This is a genomic window from Stappia sp. TSB10GB4 (assembly GCF_900185745.1).
Taxonomy (GTDB): domain Bacteria; phylum Pseudomonadota; class Alphaproteobacteria; order Rhizobiales; family Stappiaceae; genus Stappia.
Genome location: NZ_FYAV01000074.1, coordinates 24,642 through 46,497, shown reverse-complemented (window position 1 = coordinate 46,497; position 21,856 = coordinate 24,642). Strand labels below are relative to the sequence as shown.

At 69.5% G+C, this 21,856-nt stretch carries 18 protein-coding genes; 12 read left to right on the top strand and 6 right to left on the bottom strand.

All coding sequences use genetic code 11. The annotated features are described in order from the left end of the window. Nucleotides 1-4: 4 nt before the first annotated feature. The 4 genes from urtC to TSB10GB4_RS21400 form a co-directional block, all read right to left on the bottom strand. Complete coding sequence (urtC, locus tag TSB10GB4_RS21415; RefSeq protein WP_186397392.1) at nt 5-1,189, bottom strand: urea ABC transporter permease subunit UrtC; 1,185 nt, start codon at nt 1,187-1,189, stop codon at nt 5-7. 37 nt (nt 1,190-1,226) lie between these two features. Next, nucleotides 1,227-2,891 carry an urea ABC transporter permease subunit UrtB gene (urtB, locus tag TSB10GB4_RS21410; RefSeq protein ID WP_244570995.1) on the bottom strand — a complete coding sequence of 555 codons (1,665 nt, stop codon included), beginning with the start codon at nt 2,889-2,891 and terminating at the stop codon, nt 1,227-1,229. A 384-nt stretch (nt 2,892-3,275) separates the two neighbouring features. Continuing rightward, a complete protein-coding gene (gene urtA, locus TSB10GB4_RS21405; protein WP_186397391.1) occupies nt 3,276-4,574 on the bottom strand; it encodes an urea ABC transporter substrate-binding protein in 1,299 nt (432 codons plus the stop codon). 237 nt (nt 4,575-4,811) lie between these two features. After that, the gene (locus tag TSB10GB4_RS21400; protein WP_186397390.1) at nt 4,812-6,047 is read right to left on the bottom strand and encodes a CaiB/BaiF CoA-transferase family protein; all 1,236 of its coding nucleotides are present in this window, start codon (nt 6,045-6,047) and stop codon (nt 4,812-4,814) included. A 281-nt stretch (nt 6,048-6,328) separates the two neighbouring features. Between TSB10GB4_RS21400 and aepX the strand changes: the two genes are divergently transcribed. From aepX to TSB10GB4_RS21360, 8 genes are all read left to right on the top strand, one after another. After that, a complete protein-coding gene (gene aepX, locus TSB10GB4_RS21395) occupies nt 6,329-7,948 on the top strand; it encodes a phosphoenolpyruvate mutase (protein WP_208984917.1) in 1,620 nt (539 codons plus the stop codon). Between the two features lie 24 nt (nt 7,949-7,972). Beyond that, the gene (gene aepY / locus TSB10GB4_RS21390) at nt 7,973-9,112 is read left to right on the top strand and encodes a phosphonopyruvate decarboxylase (protein WP_186397389.1); all 1,140 of its coding nucleotides are present in this window, start codon (nt 7,973-7,975) and stop codon (nt 9,110-9,112) included. Then, nucleotides 9,109-10,227 carry a 2-aminoethylphosphonate--pyruvate transaminase gene (locus TSB10GB4_RS21385; protein ID WP_186397388.1) on the top strand — a complete coding sequence of 373 codons (1,119 nt, stop codon included), beginning with the start codon at nt 9,109-9,111 and terminating at the stop codon, nt 10,225-10,227. Before aepY ends, TSB10GB4_RS21385 begins: the two co-directional genes overlap by 4 nt. 633 nt (nt 10,228-10,860) lie before the next feature. Then, the gene (locus TSB10GB4_RS21380) at nt 10,861-12,108 is read left to right on the top strand and encodes an aminotransferase class I/II-fold pyridoxal phosphate-dependent enzyme (RefSeq protein WP_186397387.1); all 1,248 of its coding nucleotides are present in this window, start codon (nt 10,861-10,863) and stop codon (nt 12,106-12,108) included. A gap of 108 nt (nt 12,109-12,216) precedes the next feature. Next, entirely contained in the window at nt 12,217-12,921 is a 705-nt protein-coding gene (locus TSB10GB4_RS21375; RefSeq protein ID WP_186397386.1) for a DUF4833 domain-containing protein, read from the top strand. 109 nt (nt 12,922-13,030) lie between these two features. Then, nucleotides 13,031-14,143, top strand: a complete 1,113-nt coding sequence (locus tag TSB10GB4_RS21370; protein WP_186397385.1) for an inositol-3-phosphate synthase — start codon at nt 13,031-13,033, stop codon at nt 14,141-14,143. Between the two features lie 2 nt (nt 14,144-14,145). Then, nucleotides 14,146-14,985 (top strand): SDR family oxidoreductase, encoded by an 840-nt coding sequence (locus TSB10GB4_RS21365; protein ID WP_186397384.1) that lies wholly within the window; start codon nt 14,146-14,148, stop codon nt 14,983-14,985. 25 nt (nt 14,986-15,010) lie between these two features. Then, nucleotides 15,011-15,784, top strand: coding sequence for a phosphatidate cytidylyltransferase (locus TSB10GB4_RS21360; RefSeq protein WP_186397383.1), 774 nt, complete (start codon nt 15,011-15,013; stop codon nt 15,782-15,784). 7 nt (nt 15,785-15,791) lie between these two features. Here the strand turns inward: TSB10GB4_RS21360 and TSB10GB4_RS21355 are convergent, their stop codons facing one another. Next, nucleotides 15,792-16,271: a phosphatidylglycerophosphatase A gene (locus TSB10GB4_RS21355; RefSeq protein ID WP_186397382.1), complete on the bottom strand. Its 480-nt coding sequence runs from the start codon at nt 16,269-16,271 to the stop codon at nt 15,792-15,794. Between the two features lie 284 nt (nt 16,272-16,555). On the opposite strand from TSB10GB4_RS21355, the gene TSB10GB4_RS21350 reads away from it, so the two are divergent. Continuing rightward, entirely contained in the window at nt 16,556-17,803 is a 1,248-nt protein-coding gene (locus tag TSB10GB4_RS21350; protein WP_186397381.1) for an LptF/LptG family permease, read from the top strand. A gap of 3 nt (nt 17,804-17,806) precedes the next feature. Continuing rightward, nucleotides 17,807-19,030: an LptF/LptG family permease gene (locus tag TSB10GB4_RS21345; RefSeq protein ID WP_208984916.1), complete on the top strand. Its 1,224-nt coding sequence runs from the start codon at nt 17,807-17,809 to the stop codon at nt 19,028-19,030. 82 nt (nt 19,031-19,112) lie between these two features. On the opposite strand, the gene TSB10GB4_RS21340 is transcribed toward TSB10GB4_RS21345, so the two are convergent. Continuing rightward, nucleotides 19,113-19,868, bottom strand: a complete 756-nt coding sequence (locus tag TSB10GB4_RS21340; RefSeq protein ID WP_186397379.1) for an NTP transferase domain-containing protein — start codon at nt 19,866-19,868, stop codon at nt 19,113-19,115. 112 nt (nt 19,869-19,980) lie between these two features. Between TSB10GB4_RS21340 and TSB10GB4_RS21335 the strand changes: the two genes are divergently transcribed. Next, the gene (locus TSB10GB4_RS21335; RefSeq protein WP_186397378.1) at nt 19,981-20,739 is read left to right on the top strand and encodes a CDP-alcohol phosphatidyltransferase family protein; all 759 of its coding nucleotides are present in this window, start codon (nt 19,981-19,983) and stop codon (nt 20,737-20,739) included. Then, the gene (locus TSB10GB4_RS21330) at nt 20,736-21,854 is read left to right on the top strand and encodes a glycosyltransferase family 4 protein (protein WP_186397377.1); all 1,119 of its coding nucleotides are present in this window, start codon (nt 20,736-20,738) and stop codon (nt 21,852-21,854) included. The genes TSB10GB4_RS21335 and TSB10GB4_RS21330 overlap by 4 nt, the downstream gene beginning before the upstream one ends. The last annotated feature ends 2 nt before the right edge of the window (nt 21,855-21,856 follow it).

Sequence of the window (21,856 nt, the reverse complement as noted above, 5' to 3'; positions counted from 1 at the left end):
CGTCTCACTCCGCGGCCTGGTTGCTTGCAAGAGCGGGGGCGGGCGCGGCGGGCGCACCCGCCGGCACGTCCGCCGGCCGGGTCTTGGCCTTGCGCTTCGGCAGGCGGGCGCGCAGCGTTGCGGCGAGGCCGAGGATGCCCTTGGGCAGGAACAGCGTCACCGCGACGAACAGCGCGCCGAGGGCGAACAGCCAGATCTCGGGCAGGGCGGCGGTGAACCAGCTCTTGGCGAAGTTGACCAGCACCGCGCCGATGATCGGGCCGATGAGCGTGCCGCGGCCGCCGACCGCCACCCAGATCACCGCCTCGATGGAGTTGGCCGGGGCGAATTCGCCCGGATTGATGATGCCGACCTGCGGTACGTAGAGCGCGCCGGCAAGCCCGGCCATCATCGCCGAGACGGTCCACACGAACAGCTTGTAGTGCTCCACCCGGTAGCCGAGGAAGCGGGTGCGGCTTTCCGCGTCGCGCACCGCGACCAGCACCTTGCCGAGCTTGGAGCCGGTGATGGCGATGGCGAGGACAAGCCCGGCGGCGAGCGCCAGCGCCGAGGCGGCGAACAGCCCTGCGCGGGTGGTGGCGGCCTGCACCGGATAGCCGAGGATGTCCTTGAAGTCGGTCAGGCCGTTGTTGCCGCCGAAACCCATGTCGTTGCGGAAGAAGGCGAGCAGCAGCGCATAGGTCATCGCCTGGGTGATGATCGAGAGATAGACGCCGGTGACCCGCGAGCGGAAGGCGAACCAGCCGAAGACGAAGGCGAGCAGCCCCGGCACCGCCAGCGCCATTCCAATCGCAAAGGGGAAGGCGTCGAAGCCGCTCCAGTACCAGGGCAGTTCCTTCCAGTTGAGGAACACCATGAAGTCGGGCAGCAGCGGGTCGCCATAGACGCCGCGCGTGCCGATCTGCCGCATCAGGTACATGCCCATGGCGTAGCCGCCGAGGGCGAAGAAGGCGGCATGGCCGAGCGAGAGGATGCCGCAATAGCCCCAGACGAGATCGAGCGCCAGCGCCAGCAGCGCATAGGTCAGGTACTTGCCCATCAGTGTCACGGCGTAGGTCGGCACGTGCAGCGGGTGGCTTGGCGGCAGGGCAAGGTTCAGCACCGGCACCAGCACGGCGGCACCGATAAGCAGCGCCAGCATGGCGAGGCGGCCGCCGGTCAGGCCGCCGGCGAGGAAACGGACGATCATGACGGGCGGCTCCGCGGGATGTGGGCGGGACGGGGGCTCATGCCTCCACCGCCCGGCCCTTCAGCGCGAACAGGCCGCGCGGGCGCTTCTGGATGAACAGGATGATGAAGACGAGGACCAGGATCTTGGCCAGCACGGCGCCGGCGACGGGCTCCAGGAACTTGTTGGCAACGCCGAGGCTCATCGCCGCGACCAGCGTGCCCCACAGGTTGCCGACGCCGCCGAACACCACGACCATGAAACTGTCGATGATGTAGGACTGGCCGAGATTGGGCGAGACATTGTCGATCTGCGACAGCGCCACCCCGGCGATGCCGGCGATCCCCGAGCCGAGGCCGAAGGTCAGCGCGTCGACCAGCGGCGTGCGGATGCCCATGGAGGCGGCCATGCGCCGGTTCTGGGTGACGGCGCGCACGTTCAGCCCGAAGCGGGTGAATTTCATCGCGATCAGCAGCGCGGCGAAGACCGTCAGCGCGAAGACCAGGATCCACAGCCGGTTGTAGGTGATCGTCAACTGGCCGATCTCGAAGGCCCCCGACATGAAGGCCGGATTGCCGACCTCCTGGTTGGTCGGGCCGAAGATCGAGCGCACCGTCTGCTGCAGGATCAGCGAGACGCCCCAGGTGGCGAGCAGCGTTTCCAGCGGCCGGTTGTGCAGGAAGCGGATGACGCCGCGCTCGATGGCGACGCCGACGAGGCCGGCGACGAGGAAGGCGGCCGGCAGCGCCACCAGCAGCGAATAGTCGAAGAGGTGCGGCGCGTGCAGGCGGAACAGGTTCTGCACCATGAAGGTGGTGTAGGCGCCCAGCATCACCATCTCGCCATGCGCCATGTTGATGACGCCCATCACCCCGAAGGTGATGGCAAGGCCGATGGCGGCGAGCAGCAGCACCGAGCCGAGCGACAGGCCGAACCAGACGTTGCGGGCCGTGTCCCAGGCCGCCTGCAGCTTCTGGATCCGGGCAAGGGCGGCACCCGCCGCCTCCTGCAGTTCAGTGGCCCCGCTGTTCTGCACGGCGGTGATCATCGACAGGGCGTCGCGGTCGCCGCGTTCGGCCAGCGTGTCGATGGCGGCGATCTTCTCCTCCGTCGTCAGGTCGGAGGCGAGCACGGCGGCGGCGCGCGCCTCGCGCATCAGCTTGGCGACGCCCGCGTCCGTTTCGGCGGCGATGGCATCGTCCAGCGCCTCGATGGCCTCCGCATCCTGCGCCTTGAAGATCGCCTCGGCCGCCTGCCGGCGCACGCGGGTGTCGGCGGCGCGCAGGGTCAGCCCGCCGACCGCGTTGCGGATCGTGCGGCGCAAGCGGTTGTTGACGCGGATCTTGTCGAGGCTGCTCGCGGCGACAGGCTCCAGCGCTTCGCCGGTCAGCGGATCGGTGAGGGCAAGGCCGGAGCCGGCGCGCTTGCCGATCACCACGGCGCCGTCGGCCTTGCGCAGATAGAGGTCGCCGTTACTGAGCGCTTCCAGCGCCGGCACCACGCCCGGATCGCCGGTGGCGGCCAGCGCCGTGACCTGCTTTTCCGTGTCGGTGAACGAGCCTTTGCCGAGCGCGTCGACGAGCGGGCGCAGGCTCTCCAGAGCGGGGGCGTCCTGTGCGCTCGCGGCCGGCACATGCAGCGCCAGGGGCAGGAGCGCCAGCAGCAGGGCGAGCAACAGGGCCGGGAGGGAGCGCTGGGCGTGTGCGTTGACGGATGCGTTCACGGGTGGCTTCACGGGGGACCGTCCGGACTGTTCGGGAATAGGCGGCGGCGGAGGGTAAGGAGGAGGCGGATCTGTGCCCGCCTCCCTCCCCCTCTGGATGCGGAAGGTGGGCGTTAGAGCCCTTCCGACCAATTCGAAGTCAATTCTGCTTCTCGATTGGGGTGGCGATCCGGCGTCGAAACGGTCGCCGCGCGATGCCTTCGCATCGGGCAAGACCGGTTCGGCGTCGGGTGCCCGCCAATCGGAAGCCCTGCGGGACGGGCGATTTTGCGCCAATTCCAGCGCAAAGCCCCTTGTCCGTATCCAGATACGGCCTGCGTGTCTTTGCCTGACCTTGTCACAAAATCGCTCCGTCAGAATGGCTCCGAATTGGCCGAAAGGGCTCTAGCTGCCCGACCCGCCGCACTTGCCCGTGACGGTGTTGAAGTTTCCGCAGCTCATCGGCTTGCGCCAGTCGGCGATCAGGTCCTTGGAGCCGTCGAGATAGTCGGACCAGGCGTCGCCGACGACGAGGCCGGAGGTCTCCCACACGGTCTCGAACTGGCCGTCTTCCTGGATCTCGCCGATCAGCACCGGCTTGGTGATGTGGTGGTTCGGCATCATCGCCGAATAGCCGCCGGTCAGGTTCGGCACGGCAACGCCGATGATCGCGTCGATCACCGCGTCGGCCTCGGTGGTGCCGGCCTTCTCGACCGCCTTCACCCACATGTTGAAGCCGATGAAATGCGCCTCCATCGGATCGTTGGTGACGCGCTTGTCGTCGCCGATATAGGCCTTCCAGGTCTCGATGAACTCGGCGTTGATCGGCGTGTCGACGGATTGGAAATAGTTCCAGGCGGCCAGGTGCCCGACCAGCGGGCCGGTGTCGAGGCCGGCCAGTTCCTCCTCGCCGACCGAGAAGGCGACGACCGGGATGTCCTCCGCCTTGATGCCGGCATTGCCCAGTTCCTTGTAGAAGGGCACGTTGGCATCGCCGTTGATGGTGGAGACGACGGCGGTCTTCTTGCCGGCCGAGCCGAAGGCCTTGATGTCGGACACGATCGTCTGCCAGTCGGAATGGCCGAACGGCGTGTAGTTGATCAGGATGTCTTCCTCGGCGACGCCCTTGGCCTTGAGATAGGCCTCGAGGATCTTGTTGGTGGTGCGCGGGTAGACATAGTCGGTGCCGGCCAGCACCCAGCGCTCGACGCCTTCCTCGTTCATCAGGTAGTCGACGGCGGGAATCGCCTGCTGGTTGGGGGCGGCGCCCGTGTAGAAGACGTTGCGCTGGCTCTCCTCGCCCTCATACTGGACGGGGTAGAACAGCAGCGAGTTCAGCTCCTCGAAGACCGGCAGCACGGACTTGCGCGACACCGAGGTCCAGCAGCCGAACACCGCCGAGACCTTGTTCACCTCGATCAGCTCGCGCGCCTTTTCGGCGAACAGCGGCCAGTCGGAGGCCGGGTCGACCACCACCGCCTCGAGCTTCTTGCCGAGCAGGCCGCCCTTCTTGTTCTGCTCCTCGATGAGCATCAGCATGACGTCCTTGAGCGTCGTCTCGGAGATCGCCATGGTGCCGGAGAGCGAGTGGAGGATGCCGACCTTGATGGTCTCCTCCTGGGCGAAGGCGCCGGTGACGGCGGTGGAGGCCATCAGGCCCGAGAGCGCCAGTCCGGCGAAGAAATTCCTGCTGAAACGTGTCATCTGTTTCCCCTCTGTCGCCTCTCCCCCGGAGGAGAGCCACGACAGGGAAGATCAAGATGCGTGCCAGTTGCGCGCGGCGGCCGTTCCCGGCGCGAAAGTGCCGGAAACGCCTCGGCTTGCGGGGGACGTAGCGTCAAGCTGGCAGGGGGCGGCGCATGCCGCATCGCACAATGAACTTGCACAAATCTGCATCGCGGCGAGAATGTGCCTAAAATTTGCTCAAAATGTGAGGGCCCCTCAGCCCTTGCGCGAGGCGATGGCGCCGGCCGCCTCCAGCGCGTCGAGCTCGGCCTCGTCCAGGCCGAGGACGCGGGCCAGCACCTCGCGGGTGTGCTCGCCGAGCATCGGCGGGGCGATCCTGTCGTTGACCGGCGTCTTGGAGAAGCGCAAGGGGCTGGCGACGCCCGGCACGGTGCCGCCGCTGCCATGCGGCAGGGCCGGGTGCAGCAGCCCGCGCGCCTTGGCCTGCGGTTCCTCGAACACTTCGGCGATGGTGTTGATCGGGCCGCAGGGAACCGCGGCGGCCTCCAGGTCGGCGATCCACTCGCGGGTGGTGCGCGCCGCGATGATCTCGGCGACCATCGGCGCCAGGATCTCCCGGTTGAGCACCCGGTCGCGGTTGACGGCAAAGCGCGGGTCGGCGGCGAGCTCCGGCCGGCCGGCGACTTCGCAGAAGCGGGCGAACTGGCCGTCATTGCCGACGGCGAGGATCAGGTGGCCGTCGGAACTGGCGAAGACCTCGTAAGGCACGATGGCGGTGTGGGCGTTGCCCATGCGCACCGGCGAGGTGCCGGAGACCAGATAGCTCAGCGCCTGGTTGGCGAGCGAGGCGACCTGCACGTCGAACAGGGCGATGTCGAGATGCTGGCCCTCGCCGCTGCGCTCGCGATGGGCGAGGGCGCCGAGAATGGCGATGGTGGCGTTCAGCCCGGTCAGGATGTCGGCGAGCGCGACGCCCGCCTTCTGCGGCCCGCCGCCCGGCAGCGCATCGCGCTCGCCGGTCACCGACATCAGCCCGCCCATGCCCTGGATCATGAAGTCGTAGCCGGCGCGCTGGGCGTAAGGGCCGGTCTGGCCGAAGCCGGTGATCGAGCAGTAGATCAGGCCCGGATTGACCTTCGACAGGCTGTCGTAGTCGAGGCCGTATTTCTTCAGGCCGCCGACCTTGTAGTTCTCCACCAGAATGTCGCAGCTCTTCGCCAGTTCGACGATGAGCTGGCGGCCCTTGTCGCTGGCGATGTCGACGGCGACCGACTTCTTGCCCCGGTTGGCGGCCATGAAATAGGCGCTCTCGCCGGCCGCCGGCCCGTCCGCGACGAAGGGCGGACCCCAGCCGCGCGTGTCGTCGCCGCTGCCGGGCCGCTCGATCTTGATGACGTCGGCGCCCATGTCGGCCAGTGCCTGCGTCGACCAGGGGCCGGCCAGGACGCGGGAGAGATCGAGCACGCGCAGATGCGACAGCGGGGCGGTCATGATCGGGAAACGCCTTCTTTGCGGAACGTCTGTCCTGCCGTCCTGACCGTCAGGCGAAGCAGGCGTCCCCGGTCATAGCCCCGGCATCGCCATGCGTCCAACGACTTGGCGTGAGAACGTCATTCCGGGGCGGCAGGACCGGTCAGGCGGCAAGGCGCGCCTTCACGCAAGTGAACAAACTCGCGCGGCGCTGCGGCCCCGTCTTTTCTTTTGGCGGGCGCTTCGCTACCAATGAGCCGCCTTACGAACGGGCGCCGGCAGGCCGGCCGAAAGGAGTTGTTTTGCAAAAGCACGTCGCATTCGAGCGCGCCTCGGCGCCGGTCTCACGGTTCACCCGGCTGCGCGAGCTGTTGCAGCGTCCGGATCTCGCCTTCCTGATGGAGGCCCATAGCGGCCTGTCCGCCAAGATCGTCGAGGAAGCGGGCTTCGAGGGCATCTGGGCCTCGGGCCTCTCCATGTCGGCGGCGCTCGGCGTGCGCGACAACAACGAGCTGTCCTGGACCCAGGTGCTCGACATGCTGGAATACATGTCGGATGCCTCCAGCCTGCCGATCCTCGTCGACGGCGACACCGGCTACGGCAATTTCAACAATTTCCGCCGCTTCGTCGGCAAGCTGTGCGAGCGCGGCATCGCCGGCGTGTGCATCGAGGACAAGATCTTCCCCAAGACCAACTCGTTCCTGGGCGAGAACCAGCCGCTCGCCGACATCGACGAGTTCTGCGGCAAGATCAAGGCCGGCAAGGACACCCAGAGCCATCCGGACTTCCAGATCGTCGCCCGGGTCGAGGCCTTGATCGCCGGGCGCGGACTGGACGAGGCCTTGAAGCGCGCCCATGCCTATGCGGATGCGGGGGCGGATGCCATCGTCATCCATTCCAAGAAGAGCACCGCCGACGAGATCCTCGCCTTCTGCCGCGCGTTCGGCGACCGGGCGCCGGTGATCCTGATCCCGACGAAATATTACCGCACGCCGACCGAGAAGCTGCGCGAGGCCGGCGCCTCGATGATCATCTGGGCCAACCACAACCTGCGCGCCTCGATCCGCGCCATGCGCGAGACCTGCGCGACCCTGCGCGCCCAGCAGACCCTGCTGGAGGTGGAAAGCGACGTGGCGCCGCTCGGCGACGTGTTTTCGCTCGCCGGCGCCAGCGAGCTGGAGGCGGCGGAAAAGCGCTATCTCTCCGCCTCCGCGCCGAAGCGCGCCATCGTGCTCGCCGCAACGCGCGGCGAGGAGCTCGGCGACCTGACGCTGGAGCGGCCGAAATGCATGCTGCCGGTGCGCGGCACCTCGCTGCTCGGCCGCCAGGTGGCGGCGCTGACGCGCCACGGCGTTGCCGATATCCGCGTCGTCGTCGGCTACAAGGCCGAGGCGGTCGAGGCGCCGGGCATCGTGCCGGTGGTCAATGCCGATTTCGAGACCAGCGGCGAGGCGCAGTCCCTGTCGCTGGCGCTCGGCGAGGGCGACACCATCGTCTCCTATGGCGATATCCTCTACCGGCCGTTCTTCCTGGCGATGCTGGAGGACCGGGAGGAGGACATCGTGCTGGCCGTCGACCCGCGCAATGGCGGACGCTCGGGCCGCGACGCGGTCGCCTGCAGCCTGCCCTTTTCCGACGATCTCGACCCGGAGGCCGAGGCGCCGCTGCTCACCGGCTTCGTGACTGAGGGCGGCGACGGCGAATGGGTCGGCCTCATGCGGGCGAGTGCCGCGGGCGCTGCACGCCTGCGCCGCACGCTGGACGAGATGGCGGGCGAGGGGAGCCTCGACAGCGCCGATCTCGGCGCGGTGCTGACGCGCATGGCGGCGGCCGGCGAGCGCATCGGCGTCGTCTATGTCAGCGGCTTCTGGCGCAACGTCAACGATCTCCTCGATCTGGCGCAGGCCCGCGATGCGGTGTGACCGGCGCGCGCGGAGGGGCGGGCGATGATCGAGGCGGGCGACTTTCTCGACGCGGCCAAGCGCCAGGGCATCGACTTCTTCACCGGCGTGCCCTGCAGCTTCCTGACGCCCTTGATGAATGCGGTGATCTCGGACCGGACGGCGCGCTATGTCGGGGCGACCAGCGAGGGCGAGGCGGTGGCGATCGCCGCCGGCGCCTGGTGCGCGGGCCGCGAGACGGCGGTGATGTTCCAGAATTCCGGGCTCGGCAACGCGGTCAATCCGCTGACCTCGCTCAACCACCCCTTCGCCATTCCGACGCTGGTGATCGCCACCTGGCGCGGCGAGCCGGGGGTCAAGGACGAGCCGCAGCACGAGCTGATGGGGCAGATCACGCCGCGCCTGCTGGCGCTGGCCGGCGTCCATGGCGAGCCGTTCCCGCTTGCGGCCGCCGATATCGAGCCGGTGCTGGCGCGCGCGCTCGCCCATATGCGCGCGACCGGCCAGCCGGTCGGCTTGGTGCAGCCCAAGGGCGCGATCGCGCCGCGCCCGCTCGACGAGGTCCGGGCCGAGCCGGCGCCTCGCGTTGCTCCGGTCGAGTTCGGCGGCGCGAGCCTGCCGCGCCGCATGGATGTGCTGGCCTTGCTGCGTGAGAAGCTGCCCGAAAGCGCCGGCCTCATCGCCACCACCGGCCATACCGGCCGTGAGCTCTTCACCCTGCAGGACCATGCCGGGCATCTTTACTGCGTCGGCTCGATGGGCGGGGCCAGCGCCATCGGCCTTGGCGCGGCGCTCAACTGCGAGCGCGAGATCGCCGTGCTCGACGGCGACGGCGCGGCCTTGATGAAGCTCGGCAACATGGCGACCATCGGGGCCGAGGCCCCAGTGCGTCTCACCCATGTGCTGCTCGACAACGGCCGGCACCTGTCGACCGGCGGCCAGGCGACCGTCTCCGCCCATGTCGACTTTGCCGCCATCGCCGCCGCCTGCGGCTATCGCTTCGCCGCCCGCGCCAGCGGCCTTGGCGAGGCGGGAGCGGCGCTCGATGCGGCGCTCGCCGTGCCGGGACCGCGCTTCCTGCATGTCAGGGTCGCCGCCGAAGAGGTTTCGGGGCTCGGCCGCCCGACAATCGCCCCGCGCGAGGTCGCCCGGCGCTTCCGCGCTCATCTCACCGGTGCCGCATGAGCGCGTCTGCCGGCCCCGTCCTGCTCACCCCCGGCCCGCTGACCACCAGCGAGAGGGTCAAGGCGGCGATGCTGCGCGACTGGGGCTCGCGCGATCCCGCCTTCACCCGGCTTGCCGGCGAGGTCTTGGCACAGATCCGCGATCTTTCCGGCGGCAGGCCGGGCGATCATGTCTGCGTGCCCGTTCAGGGCAGCGGCACCTTCGCGGTCGAGGCGATGCTCGGCAGCCTGCTGAGGCCGGACGAGCGGCTGCTGCTCCTGGTCAACGGCGCCTATGGCCGGCGCATGGCGGAGATCTGCCGCCGGCTCGGCCGTCCGTTCGAGGTGGTGGAGGTGGTGGAGACGCAGGCGCATGACCCCGCCGTGCTGGCCGAAAGGCTCGCCGCGGACCCCGGCATTGCCGCTGTCGCCATCGTCCATTGCGAGACGACCTCGGGCCTCCTCAACCCGCTTCAAGAGATCGCCGCCGTGGCGAGGGCCGCCGGCCGGCGGCTGCTGGTCGATGCGATGAGCAGCTTCGGCGCGCTTGCCGTCGACATGCAGGCCTGGGGCCTTTCGGCGCTGGCGGCCAGTTCCAACAAGTGCCTGCAGGGCGTTCCCGGCCTTGCCTTCGTGGTCTGCCGGTCGGACGAGCTTGCCGCCCGCCGCGGCGTCTCGGTCTCGCTGGCGCTCGACCTCGAAGACCAGGCGCGGGCGCTGGCCGGCGACGGCCAGTGGCGTTTCACCCCGCCGACCCATGTGGTCGCGGCCCTCCACGAGGCCTTGCAGGAGCTCGCCGAGGAGGGCGGCCCGGCCGCCCGGCTTGCCCGCTACACCGCCAACCGCGACACGCTGATCGCCGGCATGGCCCGGCTCGGCTTTGTCCCGGCGCTGGACCCGGCCTTGCAGGCGCCGGTGATCGTCTCCTTCCTGGAGCCGCGCGAGGCTTGGTACGACTTTTCCAGCTTCTACGATGCGTTGGAAGCGCGCGGCTTTGCCATCTACGCGGGCAAGATGAAGGCGCTCGGAACCTTCCGGGTCGGCACCATCGGTGCCATCGATTCTTCCCTCATCGAGCGCTTTCTCGCGGCCGTGGAAGGTGTTGTGACAGATTTGAAACAGAAATTGATCCGCTGATCCGGGCTGGCCGGACCGCTCCCGGAACGGCTCCGAGCAGGGGCGTCGCGCCGGCCGGCGCCGGCGCCGGCGTCCGCCCGCGGGGCCCGTGTTGCTGCCCCGGCCACCGGCCGCCGCCGGCTTCCGGCCGGCGAGCGACGCCGCGTTTCTTGCGAATTTCCGCGAATTGGACGGTTTGCGCAGCGGAGCGCGGGTCGATCGCCGAGGCAGGCGCGGCCAAGGCGCCCGGCGCCGCCGCGGCGCTGCCCGCGGCCGGCACCCTGTCGCCGACGGCGCGGGACGGCATCACGGCGGGCGCCGGGACGGGGTCCGGCCGGGTGTGTCACTTTGTCGGCTTACTCGACAGTTTCCCACCTTTCGGCTATTTAGCGAAAACCGTCCAAGCGGGGGGCTTTGGCGGTGGGCCGTTCCCTGCAAGGGGCTTGCGGGACGAAAGCGGGCAGGTCCCACCTGTGAACCGCCAGTGTCGGAAAGCCGATGACGATGTGACAGACCGGAGATGTGGACGCCCGGCCTGCCACTGCCTGCCTGTCGTTCTTGCGGGTGCGTCGCTGTGTTGCGGGCGGTGGCTCGTTGATGAATTTTTCAACCCGAACGGTCGCTGACCCGCGTCGGGCTTGGGGGTAAACAAGAATGAAGCCTGACCGGCCGAGCTTTTCCGTCGTCGCTGAACGCCGTTTCCGTTTGGCTGGCAAGGCGATCATCGAGCAGCACAATCCGTACTTTCTGCCCGTCGACCAGCAGCGCGAGATCTGCGAGCGCAACGGCATTCCCTTCGTCAGCTTCGCCCATTACGATTATCTCGGCCTCAGCACCCATCCGGACGTGATCGGGGCGGCGAGCACCGAGCTGCATCGGCTCGGCACCGGCGTCGGCGCCTCGCGGCTTGTCGGCGGCGAACGGGTCGGCCACCGGGTGTTCGAGCGCGAGCTGGCGGATTTCCTCGGCGTCGGCGACGTGATGTCGCTGGTCAGCGGCTATCTGGTCAACGTCTCCCTGATCAATTTCCTGATGGGGCCGCGCGATCTGGTGCTGATCGACGAGCTGGCCCACAACTCGATCTTCGTCGGCGCCAAGAACGGGCGCTACGATCACCGGGTCTTCAACCACAATGATCTCGACGATCTGGAGCGGCAGTTGGAAGAGCTGCGCGGCCAGTATCGCAACGTGCTCATCGTCGTCGAAGGCCTCTACTCGATGGATGGCGACATTCCCGACCTGCCGCGGCTGGTGGCGCTGAAGGAAGCGCACGATGCCTGGCTGATGGTCGACGAGGCGCATTCCTACGGCGTTCTCGGGGCGACCGGGCGCGGCTTGTGCGAGCATTTCGACATCGACCCGCGCCGTATCGAGCTGACGGTCGGCACGCTGTCGAAGTCCTTCGTCTCCTCCGGCGGTTTCATCTGCGCCGAGCAGGGGGTGATCGACTGGCTGCGCTTCACCCTGCCGGGCTTCGTCTACAGCGTCGGCCTGTCGCCGGCGACGCTGGGCAGCGCCCATGGTGCGCTCAACCAGCTCAAGGCCGAGCCGCAGCGCGTTGCCCGGCTGCACGACAACTCGGAATATTTCCGCGATCACGCCCGCTCGATGGGGCTGAACACCGGGCCGGCCATCGGCCGCGGCGTCGTGCCGATCCTGTTCTCCAGCCCGATGCAGACGATGATCGCCTCGCAGACGCTGCTGGAGCATGGCATCTACGCGCCGCCGATCGTCCAGATCGGCGTGCCGAAGGACCAGCCGCGCATCCGCTTCTTCCTGTCGGCCGAGCACACGCGCGAGCAGATGGACAAGGCCATCGCCATCGCGGCGGAAGTGGCCCACGGGACCGGATCTGCGGGGGCCGGTCTGTTGGCGCAGCAGCAGGCGGTCGTCGGAGCCTGAAGGTCGACCTGAGGGTTCAGCCCGAGGCTTCGGCCTGACGTTTCGTCAGGCGGGGGCAACCGGGGCATTCGGGGCACGGGGCGCGCACCGAACGGAGTTGGCATCACCATGACAGCGGATGACAGGGCCGGCATCCAGCCCGGCCGACCGCGGGCGGTCCTGGCGGGGCGCCTGCCGCGCCTGCCGGTCCTCCTTCTGGCAACCCTCCTTCTGGCAACCCTCCTTTTGGCAACCCTTGTCGTGCCGCCCCCCGCCGCGGCCATGGAGGGAACCCGCATCACGCCGGGTACCGGCCAGAAGCCGCGCGGCTCCGTGGTCACCGAGGTGGCGAGCCTCCCGGTGGTCCGCCCGGAATTTCCGGTGCCGGGCGATCCGGGGCAGGTCTTCTACCTGCAGCGGTCGAGCAACGCCAACACGGTGGTCTATGCCGCCCGCTTCACGCAGGACGGCCGGCTCGATCCGCGCAGGCCCGTTCAGGCCTATTGGCGCCGCTTCAACACCACCGGCGAGCAATTGCCGCTGAAGATGATCGAGGACAGTTTCGCCTTCGGCGTGCGGACCCGTGCGACCGGCGATCCCGATGTCTTCCACGTCTATGTCGTGTCCTATCCGGAGCGGCCGGCGACCTTGCGCCTGGTCGAGCCGGGGCGGGCGGAGCTGCTGCTGCCGGCGGGCGGACGGACCATGCGCATGGCCTATGCCTATGTCGATGTCGACGAGAGCGGGCTGGTGCCGAGCGTGCGCGAGGTGCTGGTGATGGGGCATGACGCGGAGACCGGCAAGCCGCTGGTGGAACGCATCGAGATAGAGTAACGCTTGCCGCGCCGGGACACCCGGTAGGCAGGGATTGCGCCATGGCGCGCGACAGCCATCGAGCCGGCGGCAAGGCCGGACGGGCAGGGTTCGGGGGTAACCAGACAGTATGAGCGCTTCTTCCGCCAGATCGATTCGCACCGCCATTGTCGGTGCCGGCAATTGCGCAAGCTCGCTGATCCAGGGCGTGGCCTATTGCCGGGCGCTCGGCGACGAGGCCGTGGGCGTCGCCTTCCCGGTGCTTGGCGGCTACCGGCCGGAGGATGTCGAGATCGTCCTCGCCTTCGAGGTCGACGCCCGCAAGGTCGGGCGCACCGTCGGCGAGGCGGCCGTTGCCCTGCCGAACTGCACCGAGATCTTCCACAAGGACCTTGCCGGCATGACCGCGCCGGTGCTGCGCGGGCCGGATATCGACGGCGTCTCCGCCTTCATGCGCAACCAGGCGCCCGACCGCAGCTTCGTCGTCTCCAGCGCACCGGCGCTCGACAAGGCCGGCATCGTCGCGGCCCTGCGCGAGGCGAAGGCCGAGGTGATCATGAACTTCCTGCCCGTCGGCTCGATCGAGGCGACGCAGTTCTACGCCGAATGCGCGCTGGAAGCCGGCTGCGCCTTCGTCAACGGCATCCCGGTCTTCATCGCCTCCGATCCGGTCTGGGCCGCCCGCTTCCGCGAGGCCGGCGTGCCGATCGTCGGCGACGACTTCAAGGCGCAGTTCGGCGCGACGATCACCCACCGGGCGCTGGCGCGGCTCGCCGACATGCGCGGCGTCAAGGTCGACCGCACCTATCAGCTCAATGTCGGCGGCAACACCGACTTCCTCAACATGATGGACATGGACCGCCTGGCGATGAAGCGGGAGTCCAAGACCGAGGCGGTGCAGACGGCGATGAACGCGCGGCTCTCCGACAGCGAGATCCGCATCGGCCCCTCGGACTATGTGCCCTGGCTCAACGACCGCAAGGTCGCCTATGTGCGGCTCGAGGGCCGGCTGTTCGGCGGTGTGCGCACCCATGTCGAGATGCGGCTGGAGGTGGAGGATTCCCCCAATGCCGCGGCGATGGCGCTGATCGCCATCCGCTGTGCCAGGATCGCCCGCGACCGCGGCCTTGCCGGCCCGATCGAGGAGGCGAGCGCCTTCCTGTTCAAGCATCCGCCGCTGCAGATCGAGGACGCGGAAGGCTACGACCGTCTGCTCGCCTTCGCCGACGGCGAGGCGGCCTGACCATGACCGGCGCGGCGACGGGCGCAGGGCTGCTCGGCGCCGCCGGGCGTCCTGTCGCCCTGATCACCGGCGGCAGCAGCGGCATCGGCCGCGCCATGGCCCTGTCGCTGGCGCGCAAGGGCTTCGATCTCGGCCTGGTCTCGCGCGGGGCCGAGCGGCTGGAGACTGTTCGCCGGGAGATCGCCGCCGCGGTGCCGCGGGCGCGCATCGCCCTGCGCGCTGCGGATGTCGGCGAGGCGGACCAGGCGCGCGAGGCCATTGCCGGCATCACCGCCGAGCTTGGCGTGCCGCGCTGGGCGGTGATGAATGCCGGCGTCGCCCGGCCCGGCCGGTTCCTGCAGCAGCCGCTCGACGACCACCTGATGCAGATGCGCACCAACTATCTCGGCGCGCTGCATGTCGCCCATGCGCTTGCGCCGGCCATGGCCGATGCCGGCGGCGGGCGCATGGTCTTCGTCTCTTCCGGAGCCGCCTTCTTCGGCATCTACGGCTACGGCGCCTATGCGCCGTCGAAATTCGCCATGCGCGGCCTTGCCGAGGTGCTGCGGGTGGAGCTCGCCGGCGACGGCATTTCGGTAACGCTCGCCTATCCGCCCGACACCGACACGCCGCAGCTAGCCATGGAGAACGAGACCAAGCCGGCGGCGACGCGGGCGATCACCGCCGGCGGCGGCCTCTGGCCGGCCGAGCGGGTGGCGGAAAAGATCATCCTCGCCGCCGAGAAGGGCCGTTTCACCGTCGCCCCGGGCTTGCAGATGCGTCTTCTCGCCCATGGCCACAGCCTGCTCTCGCCGGCCTTGCGGCTCTGGCAGGCGCGCCTTGCCCGCTCCCACCGGGACTGAGCGCGGCGCGATGATGCCCTCGTCCATGATGCCGACCCTCGTTCCGCTCGACATTGCCGCGCTCGCCGTTCTCGCCTGCCTTGCCGTTGGCGGGGTGCTGCTCGCGCTCGGCAGCCTGGTACCGGCGACGGCGCCGCAGGCGCGCCCGCTCTGGCCGGTCTATGGCACGGAGCTGGTGATCGTCGGCGGCGGGCTCGGCCCCTTCGTCGCCGGCGGCCTGGTGCTCTCCCTGGCGCTGGCCGCCCTGGCGACGCGCGTTGCCTATGAGGCGGTGAGCGTTGCCTGGCAGCGGCATCTTCGCGCCGGCGGCAATGCCGGTTCGCTGCGCCTTGCCGCCGAGGTTCTGCTGTTTCCCGGCCTGCCGCTGGCGCTGTTCGTTGCCGTCGGCGTCGAGCCGGCCAATGCCGGCGTGCTGGTGCTCGCCTTCCTGCTGGTCGAGACCTATGACAGCTATGCCCTGTTCGGCGGCAAGCTGTTCGGCCGCCGGCCGGCCTTCCCGCGGCTCAGCCCGCGCAAGACGGTGGAGGGGCTTGCCGTCGGCGCGGCGATGCTGGCGCTGACGGCGGCGCTCGCCGGGCCCTTGCTGCTCGGCTGGTCGCTTGCCCTGTCGCTGGCGGCGGCCGCCGTCATCGCGGTTGCGGCGGTGGTGGGCGATCTTGCCGGCTCGCGGCTGAAGCGCGCTTCGGGCGTCAAGGACTATCCGCAGGTGCTGCCGCGCCAGGGCGGGCTGCTCGACATCGTCGATGCCTGGCTGATCGCCGGTCCCGCGCTGGTTCTGCTGCTGCGGCTTGCGCCGTAACGCGGCTTCAGCCGGCGAGGACCCAGGCGATGGGCGCAAGGACGAGGATCGCGTAGAGCGCGGCGGCGGCATCATCGAGCATGATCCCGGCGCCGCCCTTGACATGGTCCTGGACCCAGTTGACCGGGAACGGCTTGAGAATGTCGAAGGCGCGGAAGGCGACGAAGCCGGCGATCCACCACAGCGGCTCGGCCGGCAGCGCCAGCACCACGGCGGCGGCGCCGAAGCTCTCGTCGATCACCACGATCTGCGGATCGTCGGTGCCGGTCGCTTCGGCGACGACGCCCGAGGCCCAGATGCCGACAACGAGCAGCAGGGCAAGGCCGGCAAGCTGCAGCGACACGGAGAGGACCGCAAGGCCGGCGGCCAGGACGAGACCGACGGCGGCGCCCACCGTGCCCGGCCAGACCGGCGACAGGCCGGCGCCGAAGGACAGGGCCAGGACATAACCGAGCCGCTGGCTCGGCTTATGGACAAGACGGGACATTGCGGCCGGCCTATGATGAGGATCGGAATCGGAACCACCGGGCGGGATGCCGCGCGGCAGGCCGGGCTATAGTGTGGTGAATTTGAAATACGCCTCGTTTTGCGGCAACCGTCGGAGCGTATTTCAAATTCGAAAACCACACTAGAAACATAAACTTACCAGTCACCCTTTTGAATCTGAAGTTCGTACAGAGCTTGCTGCCAAATGTGACGAACTTCAGATTCGGGTGACTAGCATGAAACACGACGGAGAGCGATGCAGGGCGACATGCGGAACGGGGCGACATGCCGGACGGGGTGCGGGTCAAGGTGAGACCGCTTGCCTCCATTGCCGCGCGGTCGCTGTTCGCGCGCGTGCTCGGCCGGGTGCTGCTCGTCGTCGCCATCATCGAGGTGGTGTTCCTCGCCGAGAAGCTGACCGGCATCCTGGAAGAGGTGCTCGGCAATGGCGGCGACCTGCTCTCCGCGCTCGCCGTCCTCGTCCTGACCGCGCCGGAGATCTTCGACTTCGCGCTGGCGCTGGCCTGCGTCATCGGCGGCTATTTCGCCTTTGTCGCGGCGCGCGAGGAGCGCGAGCTGGTCGCCCTGTCGGCGGCCGGCGTCTCCTGGGTCCTGCCGGTGCGCGTCGCGCTCGCCTTGGGCGCGCTGGCCTTCGCGGCGAGCCTTGTCGTCTCCGGCGTCATCGATCCGCTGGCCCGCCATGCCACCCGCACCGTGATCTTTCATCTCAAGAGCGATCTGCTGTTCGCCCGCATCACCGGGCCGAGCGAGGGCACCTTGATCGAGACCATCCGCGGCAAGACCTTCGCGGCCCTTTCCGACAGCTCGGTCAGCCCGCCGCATGAGAGCCTCTTCGTGCATCAGCCGGGCGAGGAGGGGCGCTGGCGGGTGACCCAGGCGGCGGACTGGAACCTCGACGGGCCGGACGCTGAGGGAAATTACAGTCTCGGGCTCGGCCGGGTGATCGCCTATGACTTCGTGCGGGTGGAGGCGCGCGAGGGCGCCGGCATGCTGCGCCAGGGGCGCGGGCCGAACCTTTTTGCCGTCGGCCGGCCGGACGTCGCCAACATCCCGGCGCTGCCGCAGGTCAAGGTCGAGAACGTGTCGCTGCCGGTCCGTCTCGACAACATCCTCAACCACGCCCTGCGCGGCGACGTGGCGGGCGAATGGACGGTGTTCGAGGCGCTGCAGGCCGGCCGCGCCATGGGCGAGACCGGGCGTGAGGCGCTGAAGATCGCCGGCGAACGGCTGTCGCGCGCCATCGCCGTCTTCGTCGCGCCGCTGCTGGCGCTGCTCGCCTGCGTCTTCGCCGGGCGCGGCGTCTTCGGCTATCTGTCGCTGCCGCTCGCCTGCGGCGCGCTGCTCGCCTTCGACATCGTCCTGCGCGGCGTGCTCGGCCGGCTGGCGGCGGAGGCGCCGCTGGCGCTCGCCTCGGTCGGCGGCCTTGCGGCGGCGGCGGTGCTGCTGCTGGCGCTCGCCGGCATCCGCACCCGCGCGGCGGCGCTGCTGCGCCCCGTCAGCTCGCGGGCCTGAGCGATGATGCGCGCGCCCGGAACCGCTCTTGCGTTCCTTGCCGGTGGCCCGCGCGTGCCGCGGCGGCGCACGCCGGTGCTCGGCCTGATCGGCCGGCGGATCCTCTTCACCCATCTGAAGGCGGCGGCGCTGGTGATGACGATGTTCCTGATCGTCGCCTTCGCCATCGATCTGGCGCAGACGCTCGACGGCGTGCTGGCGCGGGCCGACGAGCTCGGGCGCTCCCGCGTGGCTGTGGTCGCGACCTATCTCGGCTTCCGCGCCGTCGACATCGCCACGCGCCTCTTTCCCGTCGCCTGTTTCATCGGCGTCTTCGCGGCCGAGCTGATGCGCCTGTTCAACCGCGAGACCACGGTGATCGCGGCGGCCGGCTGGTCGCCGCGCCAGACGCTGGTGGTGGTCTGCCTGTTCGCGGCTCTGACCGGCGCGCTGCAAGTCTCGCTGGAGCGCTGGTGGCGGCCGGAGGCGGTCTTCGCCCAGGCCGGGCTGCAGCTCGGCGGCTACGGCCGGCGCTTCGCCGACGGCGAGCTCGGCGAGCCGAGCTGGTTCGTCGTCAACGGCGCGGCGCTGAAGGCCCGGGTGATCCGCAGCGCGACGCCGGCGCTCGCCGATATCGAGCTCTATCGCGGCGTCGTCGCCGGCGACCTGCGCGACGTGATCGTCGCGCGCCACGGCGAGCCGGGAGAGCGGCCGGGCTTCTGGCGCTTCACCGATGTCGACCTGTGGGCGCGGCTGCCGGCGGAGGAGGTCCCGCGCAGCGACGGCACGCCGCCGGCCTTTGCCCAGACCTCGCTCTATCTGATCAGCCAGTATCCGAGCCTGGAGCTGCGGCTCGATATCGTGCCCGAGGCGCTGACCTATTACGACATCGCCGCCTTCTACCTGCCGCAGGCCCCGCTCGAGGTGCTGGCGCGCGACGGCAATCCGTTGAAGGGGCCGGATGTCGACGCCGCCCTGTGGCGGCGCTGGGCGGCGTTCTTCCTTCCCGGCGCCTATGCGCTGCTCGGCGCCAGCCTTGCCCCGATCGCCGGGGCCGGGCGGGTCGTCGCGCCGCTGCGCATCCTCGTGCTGGCGCTTGCGGGATATCTTGCGCTGGTCGCGACCAAGGTGTCCTGGGCGATGGGGGAAATCGGCGTGCTCTCGGGCTTTGTCAGCAGTTGGCTGTCGATCGCCCTGGCGCTTGCCGGGGTGGTCGTCGCGCAGCGGATGCTGTCGCGTCCGCATTGAGCGGGGTTGCGCGCCCCGTCTCAAAATTTCACGATTTTGAGACGGAATTTTGCAAAATTCGTCGCAAAAATTCTCGCGGGGATCAGCCCTTCCGGCGGGCCGCCGCGATGCGGGGATAGACCAGTTCGGCGGCGCGGGCGAGCATCGCCTCGTTGTCGACCTCGGCCCAGGCAAGGTCCGCCACCTTGGGAACGGCGACCTGCTGGCGCCGCGCCAGCGCGACGACGCCGCTCTCGTAGTCGGCCATCGGATCGTTGGCGATCAGATGCGGGCCGAGCTCCCGCAATTCCCCGACCGCGTCGGCGGTCAGGTAGGTGATGCCGACCAGCTCGCCATAGGGGGTATCGTGCCAGCGGTCGATCAGCTTCGACATGTCGCGCAGGCAGCGCAGGCCGTCCCGCTCGTCGGCCCACACATGCACCTCGTCGCCGGCACCGGTCTTTCCCGACACCAGCAGGGCGGAGGTCTGCGGCCGGCCGATGGCGGCCTCAACGGCGCGCGGCTCGAACACCAGGTCGGATTCCAGCACCAGGCAGGGGCCGTCCAGCCCCTCCAGGCCGACCATCAGGCTCTGCAGCGAGCCCTTGCTGGAAAAGGTGTCGTTGTGGCGCAGGTCGAGCGACGGGCGGCGCTCGGCGGCCAGCGTCCGGTAGTGGTCGGCGAGATGGCCGGTCACCACGCGCACGTCGGAAATCCCGTGCAATGCCAATGTGTCGACGGCGTCTTCAAGGAAACTCTGCTCTCCAAGCGAGATCAGGCCCTTGGGCGTCAGGCGGCCACGCTCGCCCATGCGCACACCGCGACCGGCGGCAAGGAAAACAGCTTTGATGTTGAGCATGGATCGACCGGAATATGGTAAGGCGGTCCACTATTAGGGGAGCGCCGGGCCATCGGCAAGTGCCGGATGGCGGCAGGGTCGGCGCCGCAGACAGCAGGAACCACGGAGTGACATGCGCCCGGACCTGACGTTTCGTTCTCTCTGGCGCCAGTACCGCCAGGACAAGTTCGCGAAGGAGCTGGCGACCGACTGGGCGGCGGCGCTCTTGTATCGCGCGCCGGGCTTCTGGCTGGTCGCCCTGCTTGCGCCGACGGGCATTTCTCCGACCGCGGTGACGCTGGCGGCCGTGCCGGTGGTGCTGGCCATGCCGCTGACGGCGCTGACACTCCCCCTTGCGGCGGCCGCCGTTGCGGTCGCGCTGCTGGCGGCGCTGTTCCAGACCCTCGACTGCACGGACGGCGCCCTGGCGCGGGCGACGGGCCGCAGTTCGGCCAGGGGCGGGGCGCTCGACTTCGTCATCGACATGGGCCAGTGGGGCTTCTTCTATACGAGCATAGGCCTGCTCGCCGACCGGGTTGCGGCCGGGGACACGGTCGGCGGCTTCTTCTGGACCGCGCTGGCGGCGGTTGCGGCCTGGCTGCGCCTCTATGCGAGGGTAATTCGCGACGCAAGGCCCGCCGCGCCCACCGGGCCGGCGGCGCCGGGCCCGGCGCGGCTCGGTCTGTTCGACATTGTCGAGCGGGGGATATCCGGGCTGAGCGGCGCCCTGCCGGTTCTTCTGATGCTGGCCTTTTTCACCGGCACCCTGCCGGCGCTGGTCGTCTTCCTGCTGGCCTATTCGCTGCTCGATGTCGGGGATGCGGCGCTGGCGACCTTCCGCGGCTGGCCGCGCGACAGCGGGGATACGGGCGAGGAGAGCGGCGGCGCATGAGGATCGTCCAGATCCTCCCCTACGCGATGGCCCGCCCCGGCGGGGTACAGGCGCATGTGCGCGACCTGTCCCGCTGGCTGCGCGGCGAGGGGCATGAGGTCCGTATCGTCGCGCCGCCGACGCCGGATGGAATTTGCGCTTCGGGAACAGAGTGTTGCGGCCGGTCCCGGCTGGTCACGATGTTCGGCACGCGCTTCGAGGTGAGCTATGCCTTCGGGCCGGAGCGGCGCCGGCTGGTGGAGGATCTGCGCGATTGGGGCGCCGATCTCGTCCATCTGCACACGCCCTGGACGCCCTTCGTCGCCTGGCAGGTTTGGCGGGGATTGCGGCTGCCGACGGTGACCACCTTCCACGCGACGCTGCCAGGGACAGAGGCCGGCGGGGTGACGGCGCGGCTGCTGCGGGCAGCCGCCGGCCATTTCCTGTCGCACTCGCGGATCGTCGTCGTGCCCTCGCCGACGCCGCTGGCGCATCTGGGCGCGGCCGCGCGCGACGTGCGGGTCGAGGTGGTGCCGCCCTGCATCGATCTGGAACCCTGGCGGAACGCGCGAAAGAGCAAGCAGAATCAAAACCTTGAGATCGTGTTTCTCGGGCGCTTCGAGGCCCGCAAGGGGCTCGACGTGCTGCTTGCCGCCTGGCCCGGCATCGCCTCGGCGCTGCCGGACGCGCGGCTGACGGTGGCGGGGGGCGGCGACTTGAAGCCGCTGGTCGAGGCGGCGCTCGCCGCTCCCCATGGCGGGCGTATCCGTCTGGTCGAGCGGCCCGACGATGCCACGGCCCGCGCGCTTGTCGCCGGGGCGGATATCTTCGCCGCGCCCGCCCCCTATGGCGAGAGCTTCGGCCTCGTCCTGGTCGAGGCGATGGCCGCCGGCGCGCTGCCGGTGGCGGCCGCCAATCCCGGTTATGCCGGGGTGCTGAGCGGCGAGGGGGCGGAGCTGCTGGTGCCGCCGGGGGACGCGGGCGCGCTGGCGCGGCGCATCGTCTCCCTTGCCGGGGACAGGCCGGCCCGCGAGCGCCTGGCCGCCTGGGCCGATGCCCGCGCGCAATATGCCGACATCCGCGGCACGGGTCCCGTCTTTGCAAGGCTTTACGCCGAGGCGTTGCGCGGCTCCTGACG

What these genes read in the sequence shown, in the direction of transcription:
- urtC (WP_186397392.1), bottom strand. Translation starts at nt 1,189, where the DNA reads ATGATCGTCCGTTTCCTCGCCGGCGGCCTGACCGGCGGCCGCCTCGCC.
- urtA (WP_186397391.1), bottom strand. Translation starts at nt 4,574, where the DNA reads ATGACACGTTTCAGCAGGAATTTCTTCGCCGGACTGGCGCTCTCGGGC.
- TSB10GB4_RS21400 (WP_186397390.1), bottom strand. Translation starts at nt 6,047, where the DNA reads ATGACCGCCCCGCTGTCGCATCTGCGCGTGCTCGATCTCTCCCGCGTC.
- aepY (WP_186397389.1), top strand. Translation starts at nt 7,973, where the DNA reads ATGATCGAGGCGGGCGACTTTCTCGACGCGGCCAAGCGCCAGGGCATC.
- TSB10GB4_RS21385 (WP_186397388.1), top strand. Translation starts at nt 9,109, where the DNA reads ATGAGCGCGTCTGCCGGCCCCGTCCTGCTCACCCCCGGCCCGCTGACC.
- TSB10GB4_RS21380 (WP_186397387.1), top strand. Translation starts at nt 10,861, where the DNA reads ATGAAGCCTGACCGGCCGAGCTTTTCCGTCGTCGCTGAACGCCGTTTC.
- TSB10GB4_RS21375 (WP_186397386.1), top strand. Translation starts at nt 12,217, where the DNA reads ATGACAGCGGATGACAGGGCCGGCATCCAGCCCGGCCGACCGCGGGCG.
- TSB10GB4_RS21370 (WP_186397385.1), top strand. Translation starts at nt 13,031, where the DNA reads ATGAGCGCTTCTTCCGCCAGATCGATTCGCACCGCCATTGTCGGTGCC.
- TSB10GB4_RS21365 (WP_186397384.1), top strand. Translation starts at nt 14,146, where the DNA reads ATGACCGGCGCGGCGACGGGCGCAGGGCTGCTCGGCGCCGCCGGGCGT.
- TSB10GB4_RS21360 (WP_186397383.1), top strand. Translation starts at nt 15,011, where the DNA reads ATGATGCCGACCCTCGTTCCGCTCGACATTGCCGCGCTCGCCGTTCTC.
- TSB10GB4_RS21355 (WP_186397382.1), bottom strand. Translation starts at nt 16,271, where the DNA reads ATGTCCCGTCTTGTCCATAAGCCGAGCCAGCGGCTCGGTTATGTCCTG.
- TSB10GB4_RS21350 (WP_186397381.1), top strand. Translation starts at nt 16,556, where the DNA reads ATGCCGGACGGGGTGCGGGTCAAGGTGAGACCGCTTGCCTCCATTGCC.
- TSB10GB4_RS21345 (WP_208984916.1), top strand. Translation starts at nt 17,807, where the DNA reads ATGATGCGCGCGCCCGGAACCGCTCTTGCGTTCCTTGCCGGTGGCCCG.
- TSB10GB4_RS21340 (WP_186397379.1), bottom strand. Translation starts at nt 19,868, where the DNA reads ATGCTCAACATCAAAGCTGTTTTCCTTGCCGCCGGTCGCGGTGTGCGC.
- TSB10GB4_RS21335 (WP_186397378.1), top strand. Translation starts at nt 19,981, where the DNA reads ATGCGCCCGGACCTGACGTTTCGTTCTCTCTGGCGCCAGTACCGCCAG.
- TSB10GB4_RS21330 (WP_186397377.1), top strand. Translation starts at nt 20,736, where the DNA reads ATGAGGATCGTCCAGATCCTCCCCTACGCGATGGCCCGCCCCGGCGGG.